The sequence below is a fragment of the Halobacterium wangiae genome (assembly GCF_021249345.1).
Taxonomy (GTDB): Archaea; Halobacteriota; Halobacteria; order Halobacteriales; family Halobacteriaceae; genus Halobacterium; species Halobacterium wangiae.
The window spans coordinates 1,878,821-1,893,973 of record NZ_CP089588.1; the positions used below are offsets into that span (position 1 = coordinate 1,878,821).

The following is a 15,153-nucleotide window of genomic DNA, read 5'->3' on the forward strand; positions in this document are numbered from 1 at the left end:
TGTCCGTGAATGATGTACGTCACGCAGGCCAGTAGGATACAGTCAGCGAGGGTTGGTGGATACCATGGCTGACTCGGAAGGCACGGCACTCACCGAGAGTTCGGGCTCCCGGCAATGGGGGCGGACAGTCCTCGTTGTGCTGATTGCCGTTGCAGTGGTGTTCGCTACCGGCTTGACGCCCGCCCTGGGCTCACTGACCGGTGGAACGCCGGCCAGCCAGTTCGTGCCCGTCCCGGAAAACCCCCAATCACAGGCACAGGCTGGAGGAGGCCAAGGGTCCGGCGCGTATAATTTGTCTGGGCAGCCCGGATCGACGCCAGAATCATCGAGCCAACAGTCTGGCGACCCGGCCAAGATGGGCGCGCTGTCGGCTGGAAAGCAGGCCTCCGTTGGGGGGAGCCTCGCTGCCGGGAACGACACTTACTTCCGGTCGTTGAACGACGAGGTGCACTTCGTCGCGACCAGCGAGAAACCGAGGTACTGGCGAACCAACGCCTACGACCAGTACACTGGGGGTGGCTGGGAACAATCCGGTTCTCCGGAGCCGTACTCACCACCGATACAGGAGTCGCCCCGTGGTGACCGGATCAGTTACGCGATTGAGTTACAGCAGGCAGCGACGTCACTTCCGACGGTCTGGACGCCCCAGTACGTCGAATCGGGCGCGGAACTCTTCGTGACGCCAACGACGTCGATTGTCACCGGGAATGCCGTCCCGGCCGGCACGCGCTATCAGGGCGTGAGCTATCGGCCACCACGTGACCCAGACATTCTGAAGACCGCAGACGGGTCGACCCCGTCGCAGATCGAGCGCCAGTACACGCAACTCCCGAACGAATCGCGAGCGGCGCTCCAGCCGCTCGCGTCGAATCTGACAGCGAACACGACGTCGCGTTACGAGGCAGCGAAGCGCATCGAGACGTGGCTGGAATCCTCGAAATCGTATTCGCTGTCCGTGTCCGCGCCACCATCTGACGGGGTTGCTCGCCAGTTCGTCTACGAGATGGACGAAGGCTACTGCGAGTACTTCGCGACCAGCATGACCACCATGCTGCGGTCGGAAGGCATCCCCGCTCGCTACGTTGTCGGGTACGCGCCTGGCGAACGAACGGGCCAGGACGAGTACACCGTCCGTGCGATGCACGCTCACGCCTGGGTGGAGGTGTACTTCGACGGTGTCGGGTGGGTGCGATTCGACCCGACGCCAGCGAGTGAGCGCCAGTCACAGGAAGCCCAGGCCGCGATGAACCAGGGCAGCAGCAGTTACCAGGCGGCATCCACCGACGGCTCACCAACGAACTCCTCCTCTTCGTCAGAGACGAGCAAGCCCGGCGAGAATGACTCCCAGTCCGGGGAACAGACTACCTCGGGGTCGACGACCACGACGGCCCCGACCGCGACAACCACCACGACCACCACTGAGACGACTGGGACGACCTCGACGACAGCAACCACGACGACCACTACAACGACGACGACGACGTCGTCGGATGAGACGGAGCAATCGGAGTCGTCACAGAACGAGACGAAGACGGAATCGGAGGGTCCGGCTCCGCTGAATGTGAGCCTGAATCGGGAGCCAGTTCCGGGAGCACGCGTGGTTGTCACGGTGACGCGTAACAACTCGGCGGTGGCAGATGCCAGCGTCTTGTTCAACGGTGAGCCAGTTGGGCGGACCGGAGAAAATGGGACTGTCGAGGGAATCGTCCCGTACACCGAGCAGCTCGACATCTCCGTCCGGACGCTAGAGAATCCCCCGGAGCTGATCGGCGGGATGGGAACCAATCCGGGATTCGCCTCGGTACAGCCAGCGCGGAACAATTCCTCGGAGAGCTACTCGCTCGATACTGATGCCACGGTTGCGGTGCTTGGGCGAACAGTGACCGCCAACGAGGTCCGCCTGCTGGCCACGATCGATGGCGTGCCAGTCAGGAACGCGACGGTTACTATGGACGGTGAGGCCGTGGCGAGGACCAACGCGTCGGGCGCAACCCGCGTTACACTGCCATCGGAACCTGGCGAAGCGATGATTCGCGTGCAGCGAGGCGCGGTCAACGGAACTCACACCGTCGACTTGCCGAGGTTGAATATCTCGGCGAACAGTACGGCGCCACTCGCGCTGCCGTTCACCGAAGTCACGATCAGAGCCGACATGAACGGGAGTGGCGTGACTGGGGTGCCTATCCGGGTCAACGGAGAAAAGGTTGGCACCACCGGCCCCGACGGGACGCTCACGACGCGCCTCCCACTCGCCGCCACGGCCGTCTTCGAACTCCAGCAGTTCGGCCAACAGCGGAGCACTCGCATCACTGGCCTCTACAAGAACACAGGACTCGTCGGCGGAGCACTCGCTCTCGTTGGGATACTCGTGTTATATGGGCGCCGACGCACCGGGGTGACGGGTAAATCCCTACTCGAGACTATCGTTAGTGCTGCCGTCAGGACTCTGCGGTGGCTCGTCGATACCATTCTGGTCGTCGCTGTCGGCCTCGCCGGCTGGGTCTCCCGGAGTCTCGTCCGCCTCAAGGACGCGCTGCTCGCACTGGTGGCGACACTACAGGGGAAGCTCTCCCCGCGCGTCTTGGCCGCTCGCTTCGTCGCCTGGCTCCGAGGTGTTCGCCGTCAGATAGTCACGGCGACGGAATCGGTCAAATCGAGCTTCCAGAACGTCCAGCACTCACTGCAGACGGATAGTGATGGGACCAGGCAGTCTGATTACCGGACGTTCCGAGATGCCTGGGCGACCTTCCTGGCGTATCTCTCGGTGCGCACCCCGGACCGCTACACGCCGGGTGAGTTGGCCGAGTATGCTGTCCGGGAGGATGGGTTGCCGGCCGATGCCGTGGAGACGCTCCGGGACGAGTTCCGGGCGGTAGAGTACGGGCGCCGCGAGCCGTCAGCCCGACTCGAACGCGTCGAAGCCGCGAGCCAGGCGATCGAGGCAGCCAAACGGCCCGATGACGAGGTCGACGCCGACGAGGGGGGTGAGGACTGATGCGGTTCCGAACGTTCGTCGGTATCCTGGGTGTCGCCTCGCTCGGGACGGGACTCCTGTTCATGTACGAGCCCGCGCTCGCCGCAGAGCTCCCACCCCTGGAGCAAGCCAAGGCGACATTCCAGGGGATACCCCCGAGCAAGCTGCTCGTCGGCCTCGGCGGCGCGCTCTCACTGTATGCCGGAGTGGCCGCCTGGACCGCAGGTGGCCACCCAGACGAATCGCCACTGGACGCGGACACCACGCGATTCGGCGCCGCACATCAGGCACCCCCAGAGATGGTAGTCGACGACGACCGAGTGCCGGTTAACGCACTATCTGGGAAGGCCTTCGAGCAGGTCGGGGAGAGCCGGTCCAACGTGGCGACCGTCCAGCACCAGTTACGGGCCACGGTTCGCACAGCCCTCGTCCTCGACGGTCGTGATCCAGAACCCGTCATCGAGGAGGGAACCTGGACGGACAGCCGACTCGCAGCAGCATACCTCTCTGAGTCCGAGGACCTCCGGCCGTCCGTCTGGAGTCGGCTCCGAATGTGGCTCGATCTCGAGCAAGAGCGTGAACGCCGATTCCGCGTGACGCTGCACGAAGTTGAGCAATTCGTCGGGAAGCAGACTGGAGGTGACCAATGAGCGAGACCTATCAACGGATTTCGCGGTGGCAGGCCACAGGCATCGCAGCGTTACTCCTGGTCGCTGTGGGATTCCTCTACGCGTCCCCAGTCGTTGTCGCTGCCGCGGCGATACCCGTCGCGTTCACGGCCTACGAGTCGTTGTCGACTGTGTCCGCGAGCGCAGAGCTGCAGGCTGAACGAGAAATTAGTGCAACTGGCGCTCGCCCCGGCGAACACGTCGAAGTGAAGGTTTCTTTGACGAATACCGGCTCTGCGGCCATCCCCGACCTCCGCGTCATCGACGACGTCCCCGACGAACTGGCTGTCGTGTCGGGCTCCCCCCGACTGGGAGCGACACTCCGATCGGGGGACACGGAATCACTGACCTACGAAGTTGTAGCGAAGCGCGGCAGCTACGAGTTCGCCGACCCGGTCGTTCGGGGACGATCGTTCGCTGCGAGTGAGCACAGTACTGTCTCAGTCGCAACGACGGGCGATTCGACTCTGGAGGGCTTACGGGCGATCGACGCGCCACCAGTGGATAACACGGCCATCCTGCGGGCGGGCACGCAGACGACCGACCAGGGTGGGCCAGGCGTCGAGTTCTACCGGACTCGCGAGTACCAGCCTGGTGACCCGTTGAATCGCTTGAACTGGCGGCAGTACGCGAAGACCGGGGAGTTGTCCACCGTCGAATTCCGCGAAGAGCACGCCACGCGGACGGCCCTCATCGTCGACGCTCGCCAGCCGACTCGCGTGACGCCACAGCCCGGACACCCGACTGCGACGGAACTCTCCGCGTACGTGAGTGCGCGGCTGTACAGCGCGCTCACGAATGCGGACGTCGAGACGATCGTTACGGCTATTGGATTACCAGACGATGTGGATGTTCGACTTGGCCCCCATGGACTTCCGTGGTCGACCGAGGAGTCCGCGACGACCGCGGAAGCAGTGCTGGACGCCGTCGACCAAGTCGCTACGCGGGGGCCAACCCGAACTACGGCTGGCTTATCGACGCCACCTGCGGGCGACGAACTGAGCGGTAGCAAGCCAGCTGTTGCGAACGGGTTACTCGCGCGATTGCCACCACGCGCGACAGTCGTTATTGCGACACCCCTCGTTGATAACTGGCCGCTCAAATTGGCTGGCGCATTGCGCCCCCATGGTTATCCGGTCACGATTGTCAGTCCAGATGTAACGACACACGGAGAGGCGCTGGAGGCTCCGGTTGGCCTTCACCGTGATCTCCGCCAGCAAACTCTCTCGCAGGCCGGCTTCACCGTCGTGGATTGGCAACTGGATACCCCACTCGATACCACCCTCGAGAGCGCCCTCGCGCACATCATCCAATGAGTTCCTCGATAACACCTGAAACGACCACGGTTGACAACGCGACGTGGCGACCGACGAGAGCTGGGACTACCGTCACCGTCCTGCTTACCGCGGTTCTCACCGCGCTCGTGGCGGTCTCGCTCGACCTGACGCTCGCGCTCGGCTCCGCGTGGGTGACGGCGCTGTCGCTTGGCGGCGCGATCTGGTTCGCCACGACGCTTCGCTGGAAACTGGTGGGGCGGTTCATCGCAGGCCTGCTCGTCGGCCTGTTCGGCCTTGGCACGACTGTCGCGCTCATCTACACCGGGGTCACGCTGGCGGGGAGCCTGTTCCCGCAGCCGACCGCGGCGCAGAGTGCGACTGCTATTCTCGCCATGGCCGCCCAACTGTTCGTCGTCTTCGGTGTGACCATCGCAGTCGTCGGAGCCGTCTCTACTGTAGGCGGACTGATCGACCGCTCTGCACTCCAGTTCCTGTGGGGAGTCACACTCCAGAGCGCTGTGCCATCCTCGGTGGGTGCAGCCGTACTCACCGCTGTCGCTATCGTCGGAAAGGTACAGCTCCAGAGCCTGAACCAGACGGTCGAATCCACGGTCCGCACAGGCATTCACGAGGCCGTGTCGATGCTCCTTTCGCCAGCGACCAGCCATCCGAATCTCACTTCGTTAGCGGGGCTCGTGCTCGTCACGATGTGGCTGCTAAACCGCGTGATTCGAACGCTCCCGCTCGCCGAACTCCTCGGCCCGCACCGAGTGGAGCCACTCCAGACGGCCCAACAGTCGATCAGCTACGTCTTGTTCGCGAGTGCTGTCGGAATCCTGGTCGGCCTCTGTACCGACTATCTCATTCCCGGAGCCACAATCCGTCAAGAGCTGAGTCCGTCCGCGTACCGCCTGCTGGTCGACGTGACGGCCTTCGAAGCAATCCGCGTCGTCCTCCTCGGGCTGTCCGTGCTCGGTTTGCTCCTGATTATCGTGACCACGACGGTCAAGTGGGTGGCGACGACGTCCCCGGGGAACGCGACGACGCGGTTCGCGCCCCTCGGTAGCGGGGTCGCAATCGGTGGTATCGCCCTCGTTCTCCACGGCCAGCTGGTCTGGAGTGCCCAGGACTTCGTCGCGCGGAATCTGCCACGGACCGTCTCAGGCACGTACCAGCGCCTCTCGGAGGGCGTCATCCAGTACTACGGGACGCTGACGCTGACGCTGGCGGTCTTCGCGCTCCTCTTGGTCGTCGCCGCGAGCGTGGTTCTCCTGCTCCGGGTCAGTATCTGGACACGGATTATTCCGAACACGACCACCGGGCCGGCCCTGGCTGGGTCGGGGCTGTTCTTGGCGACCGCCTTCGGGGGGACGCAGTCACTCCCGCCGACTTTCGTCTTCGTGGGGATTCTCGGTAGCTTCGTGGTCTGGGATGCTGGGCGGTTCGCGTGGACGCTCGGCAGGGAGATCGGGAGACAGGCACCAACGCACAAGGTCGAGGCAGTGCACGTGAGTGGCACGCTCCTCGTCGGCGGTATCGCGGCCGTCCTGGCGACGACGACGCTCACGTACGCGACCGAGGTGACCATCATCAATCCCTCCACGGTCCAGGTAGCGGCCGTCGGCGTCGCTGGCTCCCTCTTCCTGCTGGTATTCGCATCCCGGTAGCTGGGGCGTGTGAGCGACCCAACTCACGTATCACGACTCCCGGATTTAGATACCGTCAACGACGTCGGTGAAACACCAAACAATCACCGTGCGACTTGCTGAATCCCTATGGCGCCGTCCTGTAGCGGTATCTACGACTCATTTTCGTGGCCTGGTGGGTATCGGCGATGTTGCTCGAGCTTCTCTCGCTTCTCGTACTTCCGATCGAGGGCGGTCTGTCCGACATCCGTCCGGTCACTCACCACCTGGGCAGGCGAGTTCTCTTAGACACGTACCATCGGCTGAATCCGACTCTCACTGCTTATTGACGACCCAGGAGTTTCTCGGGGACGACTCGCCAGGCCCCATCCACTCACTCTGCGATTCTCACTTCAACTCAGAGTCCGGGTAGAGACAACTCTACCACTCGAATACTGGGTTTCGAAACTAGCTTCAACGACGTCGAGTCACTCGGATAGCCAATCATCTGGATTGTAGCGCTAACTCATTCTTTATCAACGGGGCCACTCAACAACTGACAGTACCAGTCGCAAATATGCGAGGCGAGATCAGCGTCTTCCGACCGGTCGAAGCGTACGCGGAGGCCGCCTCCTCTAGAACTCACGGTGTCGTCGCGTTCATCTCGTTCTGTGTGTTCGTCGGAACCATCGTCTTCGGCTTCGTGCCGGTCACGAGGGAGATCGAGACGTCCGGATATTCGACCGCAGAGCTACAGGAGGCAACAACTCGGAGTGAAGTGGACACCATCCTCCAGGCTTTCGAGCCGGTCATGGATTCGGTTGTACTCCTCTCTGTCCTGGATTACGTCTTCATCGTCGCTGGGTTCTTCCTCTTCTTCTCGCTTCACTCGCTGGCGATGAAGCGACTGGCGTTCGACGCCCGCCTGGTGGTGGTTCCGAAGCTCGGGATGGTGCTGACCGTCTGTTCACGGCTCCTCGATGCACTGGAGAATCTCTGGGTTATCCTGATCTACTCGAACCCCGATAGCTATCCCAGCGCTCTCATCAGCTTGATGAACACGACTCAATCGGCGAAATGGCTGGTGGTCGCCGTCGAATATCCCGTCCTCGGAGTGGCGATCGTTCTGGTCCTTCTGGCCCGATTCACCGCTCTCTTCGATAGCAAGACGCCCCGGTTGTAATCTACTGTCCATAATCGCCCACGGACGGCTCTATTGAGGCCTGTTCTTCAATATTCTATTGTCGGGAACAGTTGGTTGCTGAACGCTGCAAATCGAGGGTCGTAGGGTCTACCAGTTCGAAGGGGTGTTCGAATACTCGTGCGGGATACGCGTCGAGTAGTGATGCGTATTAGCGGACGACGGTAACCGGTGCAGGTGACCGTCTGGCAACGAATTCTGCGACACTTCCGAGGAGAATCCTCGACGTGCCGGACCGACCGTGACTACCCATGATCACGTGGTCGACGTTCCCGTCGTCGACGTACTCGAGAATCGCGTTCACTGGCCGATTCGGTTTCTGTCCGGCAAACACCGTCGTCGATACGTCGACGTCGTACTCGCGAGCGAGGTCTTCTGCGTCTGCCAGTAGTTGCTCTGCTTCCGCTTCGATCTGCTCGTACTGTGCTGGGGTGTGAACAAATTGTCCCTCACCGTAGTGGGTTTCCAGCGGATCGATTGCATGGAGTACTGTTGCTTCGACGTCTGGGAAGACCGTGAACGCGTATTCGAGGGCTTTTCTCGACTGTTCTGAGCCGTCGATTGGAACGAGATGATGCTTCTCACCCGTTCGTTGATTGGGGCGAACAATCGTGACGGGGACGGGCGCTCGCCGCAGTACGCGCTCGGCGACGCTCCCCATCAGGATCCGTGAGGCTCTCTCTCTCTGCCGTGGCTCCCCATCACGATCTCGTCGATGTCGTTTTCCTCGCTGTAGGTGACGATTTCACGACTCGGGCGGCCGGCTCGAATCTCGGTCTCTACCTCGATATCGTGGCGTTCTGCAAGGTCTACTAACTCGGTGAGTTTCTCCTCGGGGTTCAGGTTGTCGTCGTTCAGTACGATATATCGGAGGCCAGTGACGTGAATGAGCGTGAAGTGTCCGTCCGGGAACGTATCTATGGCGTGCTCGAACGCTTCTTTCGAGAGTGGCGACCCGTCTGTCGGTACCAGTACGTTCCGGGGCATGGTAGATTATACGGCTCCAACTGTGTTAGATGTTCTCGGCCGGGGGACATTGGCGGGACTCTGAGCAAGACTGGGGAAATTTCGAGAAATGATTCGATTTCTGCTGTCGTCTGCTTCTGCTCGCATGGAGGAGATCTACGGGGGTACGAGGTAGTTCACGCGCCCGCCTCTGCTCAGACTTCGAACTTTCGAGTACCCGCCGAACGCGGGCGAGGGCTCGCGATCCTGCCCGGCTGTTCGTGAGCTCATGGCCTGAAATTCGATTCCCTCTCCCACAGTCCTTGAGGCAAATGGCTGCTCATCTCGTACAAGATCTGATGGAGCAGGGACGTCCGGCTCGACGATGGTTGGATCCTTGCCCTTTCGATCGACCGCTGATCGGAGTGCTGCGAGGTCGACCACGGCAGGTACACCGGTGAGGTCCTGCAGGACGACTCGGGAGGGCGTGAATGGGAGTTCGACGTTTGGTACCTCGGGTTCCCACGAGGCAGCATTGCGAACGTCTTCGGCGGTTACCGTCTCTCCGTCGACGTTGCGGAGAACGGACTCGAGGAGCACGCGGATACTGACGGGGACCCGATCGAGTTCACAGAGACCCTCGTCTCCGAGGACTGTGAGGTCGGCCATCTTCTATGGGGTGCCGTCGAACTCGAATTCGCGAATTGCGTCGAATGGAGACGGTTCGTTCATACCTATTCCTACGGTGACGTGGCCCTTGAATCGTCTCCCCATGGACGGGATGACGATGTGGACGGTCACTTCTATCGGGTGGAATGAGAATGGCAGTGTACATGATTCGGTTTAGGACTGATTCTGCTACGAACTCGTCCCCGGTGGCTTCGGTTTCTCAGGTGCCGCCGATTCGATGCGGTCCTTGAAGAAGACGAGTTCCTTGTTCGTGTGGTCGTAGAGTTTCGCCTTCCCATTGAGAGCGGTCGTGAACACCCATTTCAGCGCCCGTCCCCGTCGGTTGTTCGGGAAGTCCATCCAGACGGCGTGTGACATCCGAGTCCCGTCTGCAGTCTCTTCGAGTCGAATGGTCCCTCCTTCGGGAATCCGAACAGTGACGAGTCCGCGAAGGAGCGGATAGTACGCCGTCCCCGTCCAGACCGCCACGTTGGGATGGTCGATATACTGGAATCGGCCATGCAGGTCGGCGTACATCCCGGCGACCTCTTCGGCCTGGTGGAACGTTGCGCCCTCTCGGGGACGGTTATCGGGCGTGTCGTATTCGAGCCCATAGTGTTCCTCGGGGTTCGACGCCGTCCAGTGGACGGGGTCGGTCACGTACTTCCAGATTTCCTCGGGAGTGGCCTCGATGGTGATTTCGGCTTTATCGGTGACGTACATATGTGTCTCTGTCTCCCCCTACCTCGCGAAGACGTTGTACAGCCACGCGAAGGGATACACGAGCACGAAGCTGATCACCGCTGCTTCGATCATGCCCGCCACGGTTCCGATAACGGTCGGTTCGAAGAACAGGTGCCACTGTTCCATCATCGCGACCGCACCCTCGTAGATGCCGATCGCGCCGAACACGCCGAGCAGGAGCATCCCGACCGCAGAGACGACTGCTGCTGCACCCGCGAGTGCCAGTGCATCGAGGTGCATCACCTCATAAGCGGCTTCTGTCTGGTACTCCCCACGATCTGTGGTAGTGGTGCCCATACGTGAAGATACGGCGTGTGCGTTCAAGCAGATTCCTCCTTATAATCGAAGGTGTACTCGATCTTATCGCTCACTTGCTACCATCCTTTCACGGAGGATTGTGTCTCGAATTCTGACTCCGTCGAAGCCCCCCACTGCGTGGAACAGGGAGTAGCCACTATTGTATGGCTCGTTGCGTGGCCGATATTGGAAGCCCAGTTGTTGATGCCAAATCCTCTCCAGCTTACGTCGAGAGATAGTGAAAGAAGAAGTAACCAAGGATGAGAAGACTGCCGACGATGACGCTCACAAGCACGTAGTTCGCCCACCGCCGGTCGTCGAATTGACGCTGTGGCGTGACCGCCACGATGAGGCCGAACACGACGAGCGTCAGGATGCTCTTTCCGAGCCAATGATGTGCGAATACGCTCGCAATGAGGTCCTTGAGGCCAGGGGAGAGTTCCGTCGCGATTGAGACGGCAGTGACGAACCAGATGGATCCGACCGTCGCGACGTAGTACCGGAACTGGGAGCCGGCCGCCATCTCAAAAGCCACCCCCGAGGAGTGTTGTCGGGCCCGTCGCCGCCCTGAATCCACTCGAAATCAGGTAACCCATCCCCGCCATAAGGAATACGAGGATGACGAGAAGTCCCGTGATTACGAGTAACGCGTACCGCGAATCACCGGTGATCTCGTCTTGGGCTTGTAACGTCATCGTTTGGAGAACGGCGAGGATTGGGAGAAAGAGAAAGATGTGTTCTTTGGCTTCCATGAAGACGAGATGACTCCACGGTTGCGGGCCTTGAACGATCGTGTCCTTGATCTGCTGGTAGCCGGTTAAGTAGTAGTTCCCGCCGACGATCCACGCCAACGCGAGCGAGAGTAGCGCCACGAGAGAGATGCGTCTGACTCGAACCACGTTCGTCCGGTCAACGCCCCGATACAACTCGACGAACGTCCAGAGGAACAGAATCGCCGATACCTCGCCAAACAGGGCGTGAACCCCAATTCCTGGGTGTGGCATGTGAAGATATTCGATGAGCTACCACATAGCATTGACCTCCCTGAACTGTTGACAGAGAGGGAGTGGGCCTCGATCTTCCCAGGAATCACTGCTAATACCGATGACTTCGATAGCCTTTACTCTCCAGTTACTATCGTCGATGCCTTCAGCAAGTACGAACCTGGACCAATGGCGCCACCTGGTTCGTCGATACGCTAACGATGGACGAACGCGAAGTAGTACTTCGGATGCGAAACCATGGTCCAAGCTATTCGTCCAGAGAAACGGACGTTCGCCAGAAGGTATGAAGAGAGTGCAGTAATCGACGCGAGTGCTGCAGACATCTTTGCCGTTGTTGACGATCACGCCGCACTTTCCGCGCACATGAGCCAGTCGTCTTGGATGATGGGTGGTGGGCGCATGGAAACGACAGTTGACGAGGGGCACGGCCAGAAAGTCGGCTCCCACATCCGTATGAGCGGCAACGCGTTCGGAATTCCACTGTCTTTAGACGAAGTCATCACCGAGTACGAGCCGCCGTACAGAAAGGTGTGGGAGACCGTTGGAGACGTGAAGCTCGTCGTCATCGGTCATTACCGATGGAGCAACATCATAGAGTCGGAAGATGATCGTTCGCTGCTTCGCGTATCACTCGAGTACGATTTACCCTCCAGGAACGTTTGGCTGGGCCGTTTGTTAGGCAGAATGTACGCAAAATGGTGTGTACACCAGATGATCGAAAGCGTGCGCGATGCGTTCGAGAGATAATGCGGAGGAACTGTTCAACACTCTCGGCATCGTCCTGAACCTCACCGGTGGGCGGACGGCGTTCGAACAGATGTACTTCGAACTTAACTACACGTTCTACCTCAATATCATCGCCTTCGCGCTCACGGGATTCCTCTACTACGTCTACCGCCGAGGACTCGGCGCGCCTGGCCAGTACCGCGACCCCGTCTGTGGGATGCGAACCGACGACAGCGGGCCGACCCTCACCCACGCTGGCGAGACGTACTACTTCTGCTCGAAGCGATGCAAGCAATCGTTCGAGAAGCACCCCTCCGAATTCGCACATCAGCACCCCCAAGTCTCAGAAGTGGGGGTTCCCAGAGCCATGAGCATCACTGAACGCCACGGCGTGATATTAACGGTCGTGGCCAGGCAGTCCCGAGTCTTGTCTCGACCAATCAAGACTGGTGCACGGATGTCTCGCCAACTCTCAGGCATGAATGGAGATACTGGCAGATCGAGGTGGGATGGATGAATCGACGGAGAGGCGATACAGGAGTCGGTGGCTTGCTCGTTGCTATCCTCATTGCGGACGCACTGCTCGGCGACTCGCGATACTCTCTGTCCCGCTGCTGGTCGCGGCGACTGGAACGGCTGCTGCCCACGGTGACGGGAGCTACGGCGGCGGCATGATGGGCGAGAGCAGCTGGGGCCTTTTCGGCGGAGCGATGGGGCTCTGGGGGCTCCTCTGGATGGGTCTCCTCATCGCCGTCCCGCTATACCTCGTCTATGCGCTACTCAACCGAGGGTCCGGCGGGAACAATGAGAAGCCGCTGTCGGTTCTCCGCGAGCGCTACGCCCGCGGTGAGCTCTCGGACGATGAATTCGATCGACGGCGAGAACAACTCTAACGCACCGGATGACTGGAACAGTTGCTGTTCCAGCCGATACATCACACTCCCAACGCCCGCCGTTGCGGCACCCAACCGTTAACCCCGTGGACGGGGTATAATATTACATGGAATACACAATACAGACTTCAGTCACTGGCGATTTCGACGACGTCGTCGACACGACGATCGCAGCGCTCGAAGACGAAGAATTCGGCGTCCTCTGTGACATCGACATCCAGGCGACGCTCAAGGAGAAACTCGGCGAAGAATTCCGCCAGTACCGCATTCTCGGTGCATGCAATCCACCTCTGGCATACGAAGGACTGACCGAAGAAATCGAACTCGGCGCACTCCTCCCGTGTAACGTCATCGTCTACGAAACCGATAACGGCGAGGTCATGGTGAGTGCAGTCGATCCGCAACAGCTGGTTGGCATCGCGGACAACGCCGCGCTCGATTCCATCGGCACTGAAGTCCACGACAGATTCGAGCGAGTCCTCGACGCTGTCTCCCAGGAACTTGAAACTACTTCGGGGGCTGAGAACCGATGAGTTCGTCGAACCAACTCGACACCACGACTATCATCCTCCTGATTCTGGGGGCGATCATCGTCCTCCCGTTGCTCACGATGGGGATGGGTTTCGGCGGAATGATGGGGTACGGCGGTATGATGGGTGAGTCCGGGCCGACGAGCGGCTGGTGGCCATTCGTCGGAATGCTTGTTCCCCTCGGATTCCTCCTCGTTTTGCTCGGTGGTGGATACCTCGTCTTCCGCCGCGTAGCGGAATCAGAGTCATCCCGGGATCCTGCAATAGAGGAGTTGCGCACGGCGTACGCTCGTGGTGACATTACCGACGAAGAGTTCGAGGCTCGTCGAGATAAACTCGAACGCTCGGAGTAGAGCAATCACAGCCCGGATATCTACGATTTCAGAATAACCGACGCGAACATCTACCCCGGGGATCGGTTCTATCGGTCCCCTTCGAATCTGGATTCTAGAACTCCACCGGCTTTTGGATGTTAATAGGAATGTGCAAAAGGCACAAGACCATAGTGGGGGTGTGACCGAAGTAATCCTCTTCACCCAGGAAACGTGCGGGGCGTGCACAACACAACGAGAGAAAAACGAGGGCATCGAGGACGCGAATCCGGACGTCGAATTCCGGGAGGTCGACATTCAGAACGACCTGGAGACGGCAGAAGAGTACGGAGTCCGAAAGACACCCACGACACTCGTCTACGCGAACGGGGAACGGACTGACGAGTTCATCGGAATCGTCGAGCGCGACGAGACGGAGGCGGCTATCGAACGGGCAGCCCAGCAATCGACCGGACTCGCAGAACGCCTCGCGAGCATCGTACGAGGATACCGGAAACCGACTAATTCAGACAATGAACTACAGTAGACGCCAGTTTCTAGGAGCGCTCGGGACTAGCACGGCCGTGATGGCGGGACTCACCCAGTCAGTTAGTGCACAGGAGACGCCCGTCGTCAGGATGGGGAACAACTACTTCGACCCGGTCGGGCTACACGTCGAACCCGGCACGACCGTTCGCTTCGAGATCGCTGCCGGGGCGCACTCGGCGACCGCCTACGAAAACCGGATTCCAGCTAACGCCACCGCATTCGATAGTGGGGTCATCTCCTCAGGAGGGTTCGAGCATACATTCGAGGAACCGGGCACATACGACTACTACTGCATCCCGCACAAGTCGGTCGGGATGGTCGGTCGCATCGTCGTCGGCAGCCCCGGCGGGCCAGCCGAAGAGCGCCCGATTCCGGACGGCAACGTGCCAGAGAGCGATACGATCGTCGAACAGGGCGCAATAGCGTACGGATCTAACACCGGAGGTGCCGGGAACTCTGGTGGGGGGCGGAGAGGGCCTGGGATGGGGTCTGGGCCAGGAATGATGAACGACCGGAACGGCGGGTTGCCGTTCGTCGGTGGGATACTCGGAATGCTCGGGCTGGCCGGCGGACTACTCTACTGGGTACTAGGCCGCGGTGACGTTCCTTCTCGGAGTGACAATTCCGCGCTGGAAATCCTCGAACGCCGATACGATCGAGGCGAGATCGACGAAGCGGAGTTCCAGCGACGCCGTGAGCAGTTGGAGACAATTGGTGAGAACGAGTCTCAGTGAGGTGCA

Annotated in this window: 17 protein-coding genes and 2 pseudogenes; 12 read left to right on the forward strand and 7 right to left on the reverse strand. The window is 60.4% G+C overall.

What is annotated here, in order from left to right; genetic code table 11:
• Positions 1-64 precede the first annotated feature (64 nt).
• The 5 genes from LT965_RS09950 (at position 65) to LT965_RS09970 (ending at position 7,727) form a co-directional block, all read left to right on the forward strand.
• Positions 65-2,995: a transglutaminase TgpA family protein gene (locus tag LT965_RS09950; protein WP_232700647.1), complete on the forward strand. Its 2,931-nt coding sequence runs from the start codon at positions 65-67 to the stop codon at positions 2,993-2,995.
• A complete protein-coding gene (locus LT965_RS09955) occupies positions 2,995-3,624 on the forward strand; it encodes a DUF7269 family protein (protein WP_232700648.1) in 630 nt (209 codons plus the stop codon). The genes LT965_RS09950 and LT965_RS09955 overlap by 1 nt, the downstream gene beginning before the upstream one ends.
• On the forward strand, positions 3,621-4,958 hold the full coding sequence (locus LT965_RS09960) for a DUF58 domain-containing protein (RefSeq protein WP_232700649.1): 1,338 nt from the start codon (positions 3,621-3,623) through the stop codon (positions 4,956-4,958). Before LT965_RS09955 ends, LT965_RS09960 begins: the two co-directional genes overlap by 4 nt.
• 107 nt (positions 4,959-5,065) lie before the next feature.
• Positions 5,066-6,586 carry a DUF7519 family protein gene (locus tag LT965_RS09965; RefSeq protein WP_232700650.1) on the forward strand — a complete coding sequence of 507 codons (1,521 nt, stop codon included), beginning with the start codon at positions 5,066-5,068 and terminating at the stop codon, positions 6,584-6,586.
• Between the two features lie 535 nt (positions 6,587-7,121).
• Positions 7,122-7,727, forward strand: a complete 606-nt coding sequence (locus LT965_RS09970) for a hypothetical protein (RefSeq protein ID WP_232700651.1) — start codon at positions 7,122-7,124, stop codon at positions 7,725-7,727.
• Positions 7,728-7,896: 169 nt separating this feature from the next.
• Here LT965_RS09970 and LT965_RS09975 read toward each other — a convergent pair whose 3' ends face one another.
• The 7 genes and pseudogenes from LT965_RS09975 to LT965_RS10005 all read right to left on the reverse strand — a co-directional run bounded on the left by LT965_RS09975 (position 7,897) and on the right by LT965_RS10005 (position 11,404).
• Positions 7,897-8,406 (reverse strand): universal stress protein, encoded by a 510-nt coding sequence (locus LT965_RS09975; protein ID WP_232700652.1) that lies wholly within the window; start codon positions 8,404-8,406, stop codon positions 7,897-7,899.
• Positions 8,406-8,732, reverse strand: a complete 327-nt coding sequence (locus LT965_RS09980; RefSeq protein ID WP_232700653.1) for a universal stress protein — start codon at positions 8,730-8,732, stop codon at positions 8,406-8,408. The genes LT965_RS09975 and LT965_RS09980 overlap by 1 nt, the downstream gene beginning before the upstream one ends.
• Before the next feature lie 300 nt (positions 8,733-9,032).
• Positions 9,033-9,422 (reverse strand): annotated as a pseudogene (locus LT965_RS09985) (aconitase family protein); the annotation flags it as partial.
• 126 nt (positions 9,423-9,548) lie between these two features.
• Complete coding sequence (locus LT965_RS09990; protein WP_232700655.1) at positions 9,549-10,082, reverse strand: SRPBCC family protein; 534 nt, start codon at positions 10,080-10,082, stop codon at positions 9,549-9,551.
• Between the two features lie 18 nt (positions 10,083-10,100).
• Positions 10,101-10,343 carry a hypothetical protein gene (locus tag LT965_RS09995; RefSeq protein WP_232700656.1) on the reverse strand — a complete coding sequence of 81 codons (243 nt, stop codon included), beginning with the start codon at positions 10,341-10,343 and terminating at the stop codon, positions 10,101-10,103.
• A 280-nt stretch (positions 10,344-10,623) separates the two neighbouring features.
• Positions 10,624-10,923 carry a hypothetical protein gene (locus LT965_RS10000; protein WP_232700657.1) on the reverse strand — a complete coding sequence of 100 codons (300 nt, stop codon included), beginning with the start codon at positions 10,921-10,923 and terminating at the stop codon, positions 10,624-10,626.
• 1 nt (position 10,924) lies between these two features.
• On the reverse strand, positions 10,925-11,404 hold the full coding sequence (locus LT965_RS10005) for a hypothetical protein (RefSeq protein ID WP_232700658.1): 480 nt from the start codon (positions 11,402-11,404) through the stop codon (positions 10,925-10,927).
• Between the two features lie 237 nt (positions 11,405-11,641).
• On the opposite strand from LT965_RS10005, the gene LT965_RS10010 reads away from it, so the two are divergent.
• The 7 genes and pseudogenes from LT965_RS10010 (at position 11,642) to LT965_RS10040 (ending at position 15,147) form a co-directional block, all read left to right on the forward strand.
• Complete coding sequence (locus tag LT965_RS10010; protein ID WP_232700659.1) at positions 11,642-12,151, forward strand: SRPBCC family protein; 510 nt, start codon at positions 11,642-11,644, stop codon at positions 12,149-12,151.
• A 4-nt stretch (positions 12,152-12,155) separates the two neighbouring features.
• Positions 12,156-12,511 (forward strand): annotated as a pseudogene (locus LT965_RS10015) (YHS domain-containing protein); the annotation flags it as partial.
• Positions 12,512-12,639: 128 nt separating this feature from the next.
• On the forward strand, positions 12,640-13,023 hold the full coding sequence (locus tag LT965_RS16650) for an SHOCT domain-containing protein (RefSeq protein ID WP_349292025.1): 384 nt from the start codon (positions 12,640-12,642) through the stop codon (positions 13,021-13,023).
• A gap of 107 nt (positions 13,024-13,130) precedes the next feature.
• Positions 13,131-13,556 carry a DUF302 domain-containing protein gene (locus LT965_RS10025; protein ID WP_232700662.1) on the forward strand — a complete coding sequence of 142 codons (426 nt, stop codon included), beginning with the start codon at positions 13,131-13,133 and terminating at the stop codon, positions 13,554-13,556.
• On the forward strand, positions 13,553-13,906 hold the full coding sequence (locus tag LT965_RS10030) for an SHOCT domain-containing protein (RefSeq protein ID WP_232700663.1): 354 nt from the start codon (positions 13,553-13,555) through the stop codon (positions 13,904-13,906). Before LT965_RS10025 ends, LT965_RS10030 begins: the two co-directional genes overlap by 4 nt.
• Positions 13,907-14,066: 160 nt before the next feature.
• The gene (locus LT965_RS10035; RefSeq protein WP_232700664.1) at positions 14,067-14,411 is read left to right on the forward strand and encodes a thioredoxin family protein; all 345 of its coding nucleotides are present in this window, start codon (positions 14,067-14,069) and stop codon (positions 14,409-14,411) included.
• A complete protein-coding gene (locus tag LT965_RS10040; RefSeq protein ID WP_232700665.1) occupies positions 14,398-15,147 on the forward strand; it encodes a plastocyanin/azurin family copper-binding protein in 750 nt (249 codons plus the stop codon). Before LT965_RS10035 ends, LT965_RS10040 begins: the two co-directional genes overlap by 14 nt.
• Positions 15,148-15,153: the final 6 nt, after the last annotated feature.

Excerpts from the sequence above, each read along its gene's own strand:
- LT965_RS10010 (WP_232700659.1), top strand. The coding sequence starts at position 11,642 with ATGGTCCAAGCTATTCGTCCAGAGAAACGGACGTTCGCCAGAAGGTAT.
- LT965_RS09970 (WP_232700651.1), top strand. The coding sequence starts at position 7,122 with ATGCGAGGCGAGATCAGCGTCTTCCGACCGGTCGAAGCGTACGCGGAG.
- LT965_RS09955 (WP_232700648.1), top strand. The coding sequence starts at position 2,995 with ATGCGGTTCCGAACGTTCGTCGGTATCCTGGGTGTCGCCTCGCTCGGG.
- LT965_RS09995 (WP_232700656.1), bottom strand. The coding sequence starts at position 10,343 with ATGCACCTCGATGCACTGGCACTCGCGGGTGCAGCAGCAGTCGTCTCT.
- LT965_RS10040 (WP_232700665.1), top strand. The coding sequence starts at position 14,398 with ATGAACTACAGTAGACGCCAGTTTCTAGGAGCGCTCGGGACTAGCACG.
- LT965_RS10005 (WP_232700658.1), bottom strand. The coding sequence starts at position 11,404 with ATGCCACACCCAGGAATTGGGGTTCACGCCCTGTTTGGCGAGGTATCG.
- LT965_RS09980 (WP_232700653.1), bottom strand. The coding sequence starts at position 8,732 with ATGCCCCGGAACGTACTGGTACCGACAGACGGGTCGCCACTCTCGAAA.
- LT965_RS09960 (WP_232700649.1), top strand. The coding sequence starts at position 3,621 with ATGAGCGAGACCTATCAACGGATTTCGCGGTGGCAGGCCACAGGCATC.
- LT965_RS10000 (WP_232700657.1), bottom strand. The coding sequence starts at position 10,923 with ATGGCGGCCGGCTCCCAGTTCCGGTACTACGTCGCGACGGTCGGATCC.
- LT965_RS16650 (WP_349292025.1), top strand. The coding sequence starts at position 12,640 with ATGGATGAATCGACGGAGAGGCGATACAGGAGTCGGTGGCTTGCTCGT.
- LT965_RS09950 (WP_232700647.1), top strand. The coding sequence starts at position 65 with ATGGCTGACTCGGAAGGCACGGCACTCACCGAGAGTTCGGGCTCCCGG.
- LT965_RS09990 (WP_232700655.1), bottom strand. The coding sequence starts at position 10,082 with ATGTACGTCACCGATAAAGCCGAAATCACCATCGAGGCCACTCCCGAG.
- LT965_RS10030 (WP_232700663.1), top strand. The coding sequence starts at position 13,553 with ATGAGTTCGTCGAACCAACTCGACACCACGACTATCATCCTCCTGATT.
- LT965_RS10025 (WP_232700662.1), top strand. The coding sequence starts at position 13,131 with ATGGAATACACAATACAGACTTCAGTCACTGGCGATTTCGACGACGTC.
- LT965_RS09975 (WP_232700652.1), bottom strand. The coding sequence starts at position 8,406 with ATGGGGAGCGTCGCCGAGCGCGTACTGCGGCGAGCGCCCGTCCCCGTC.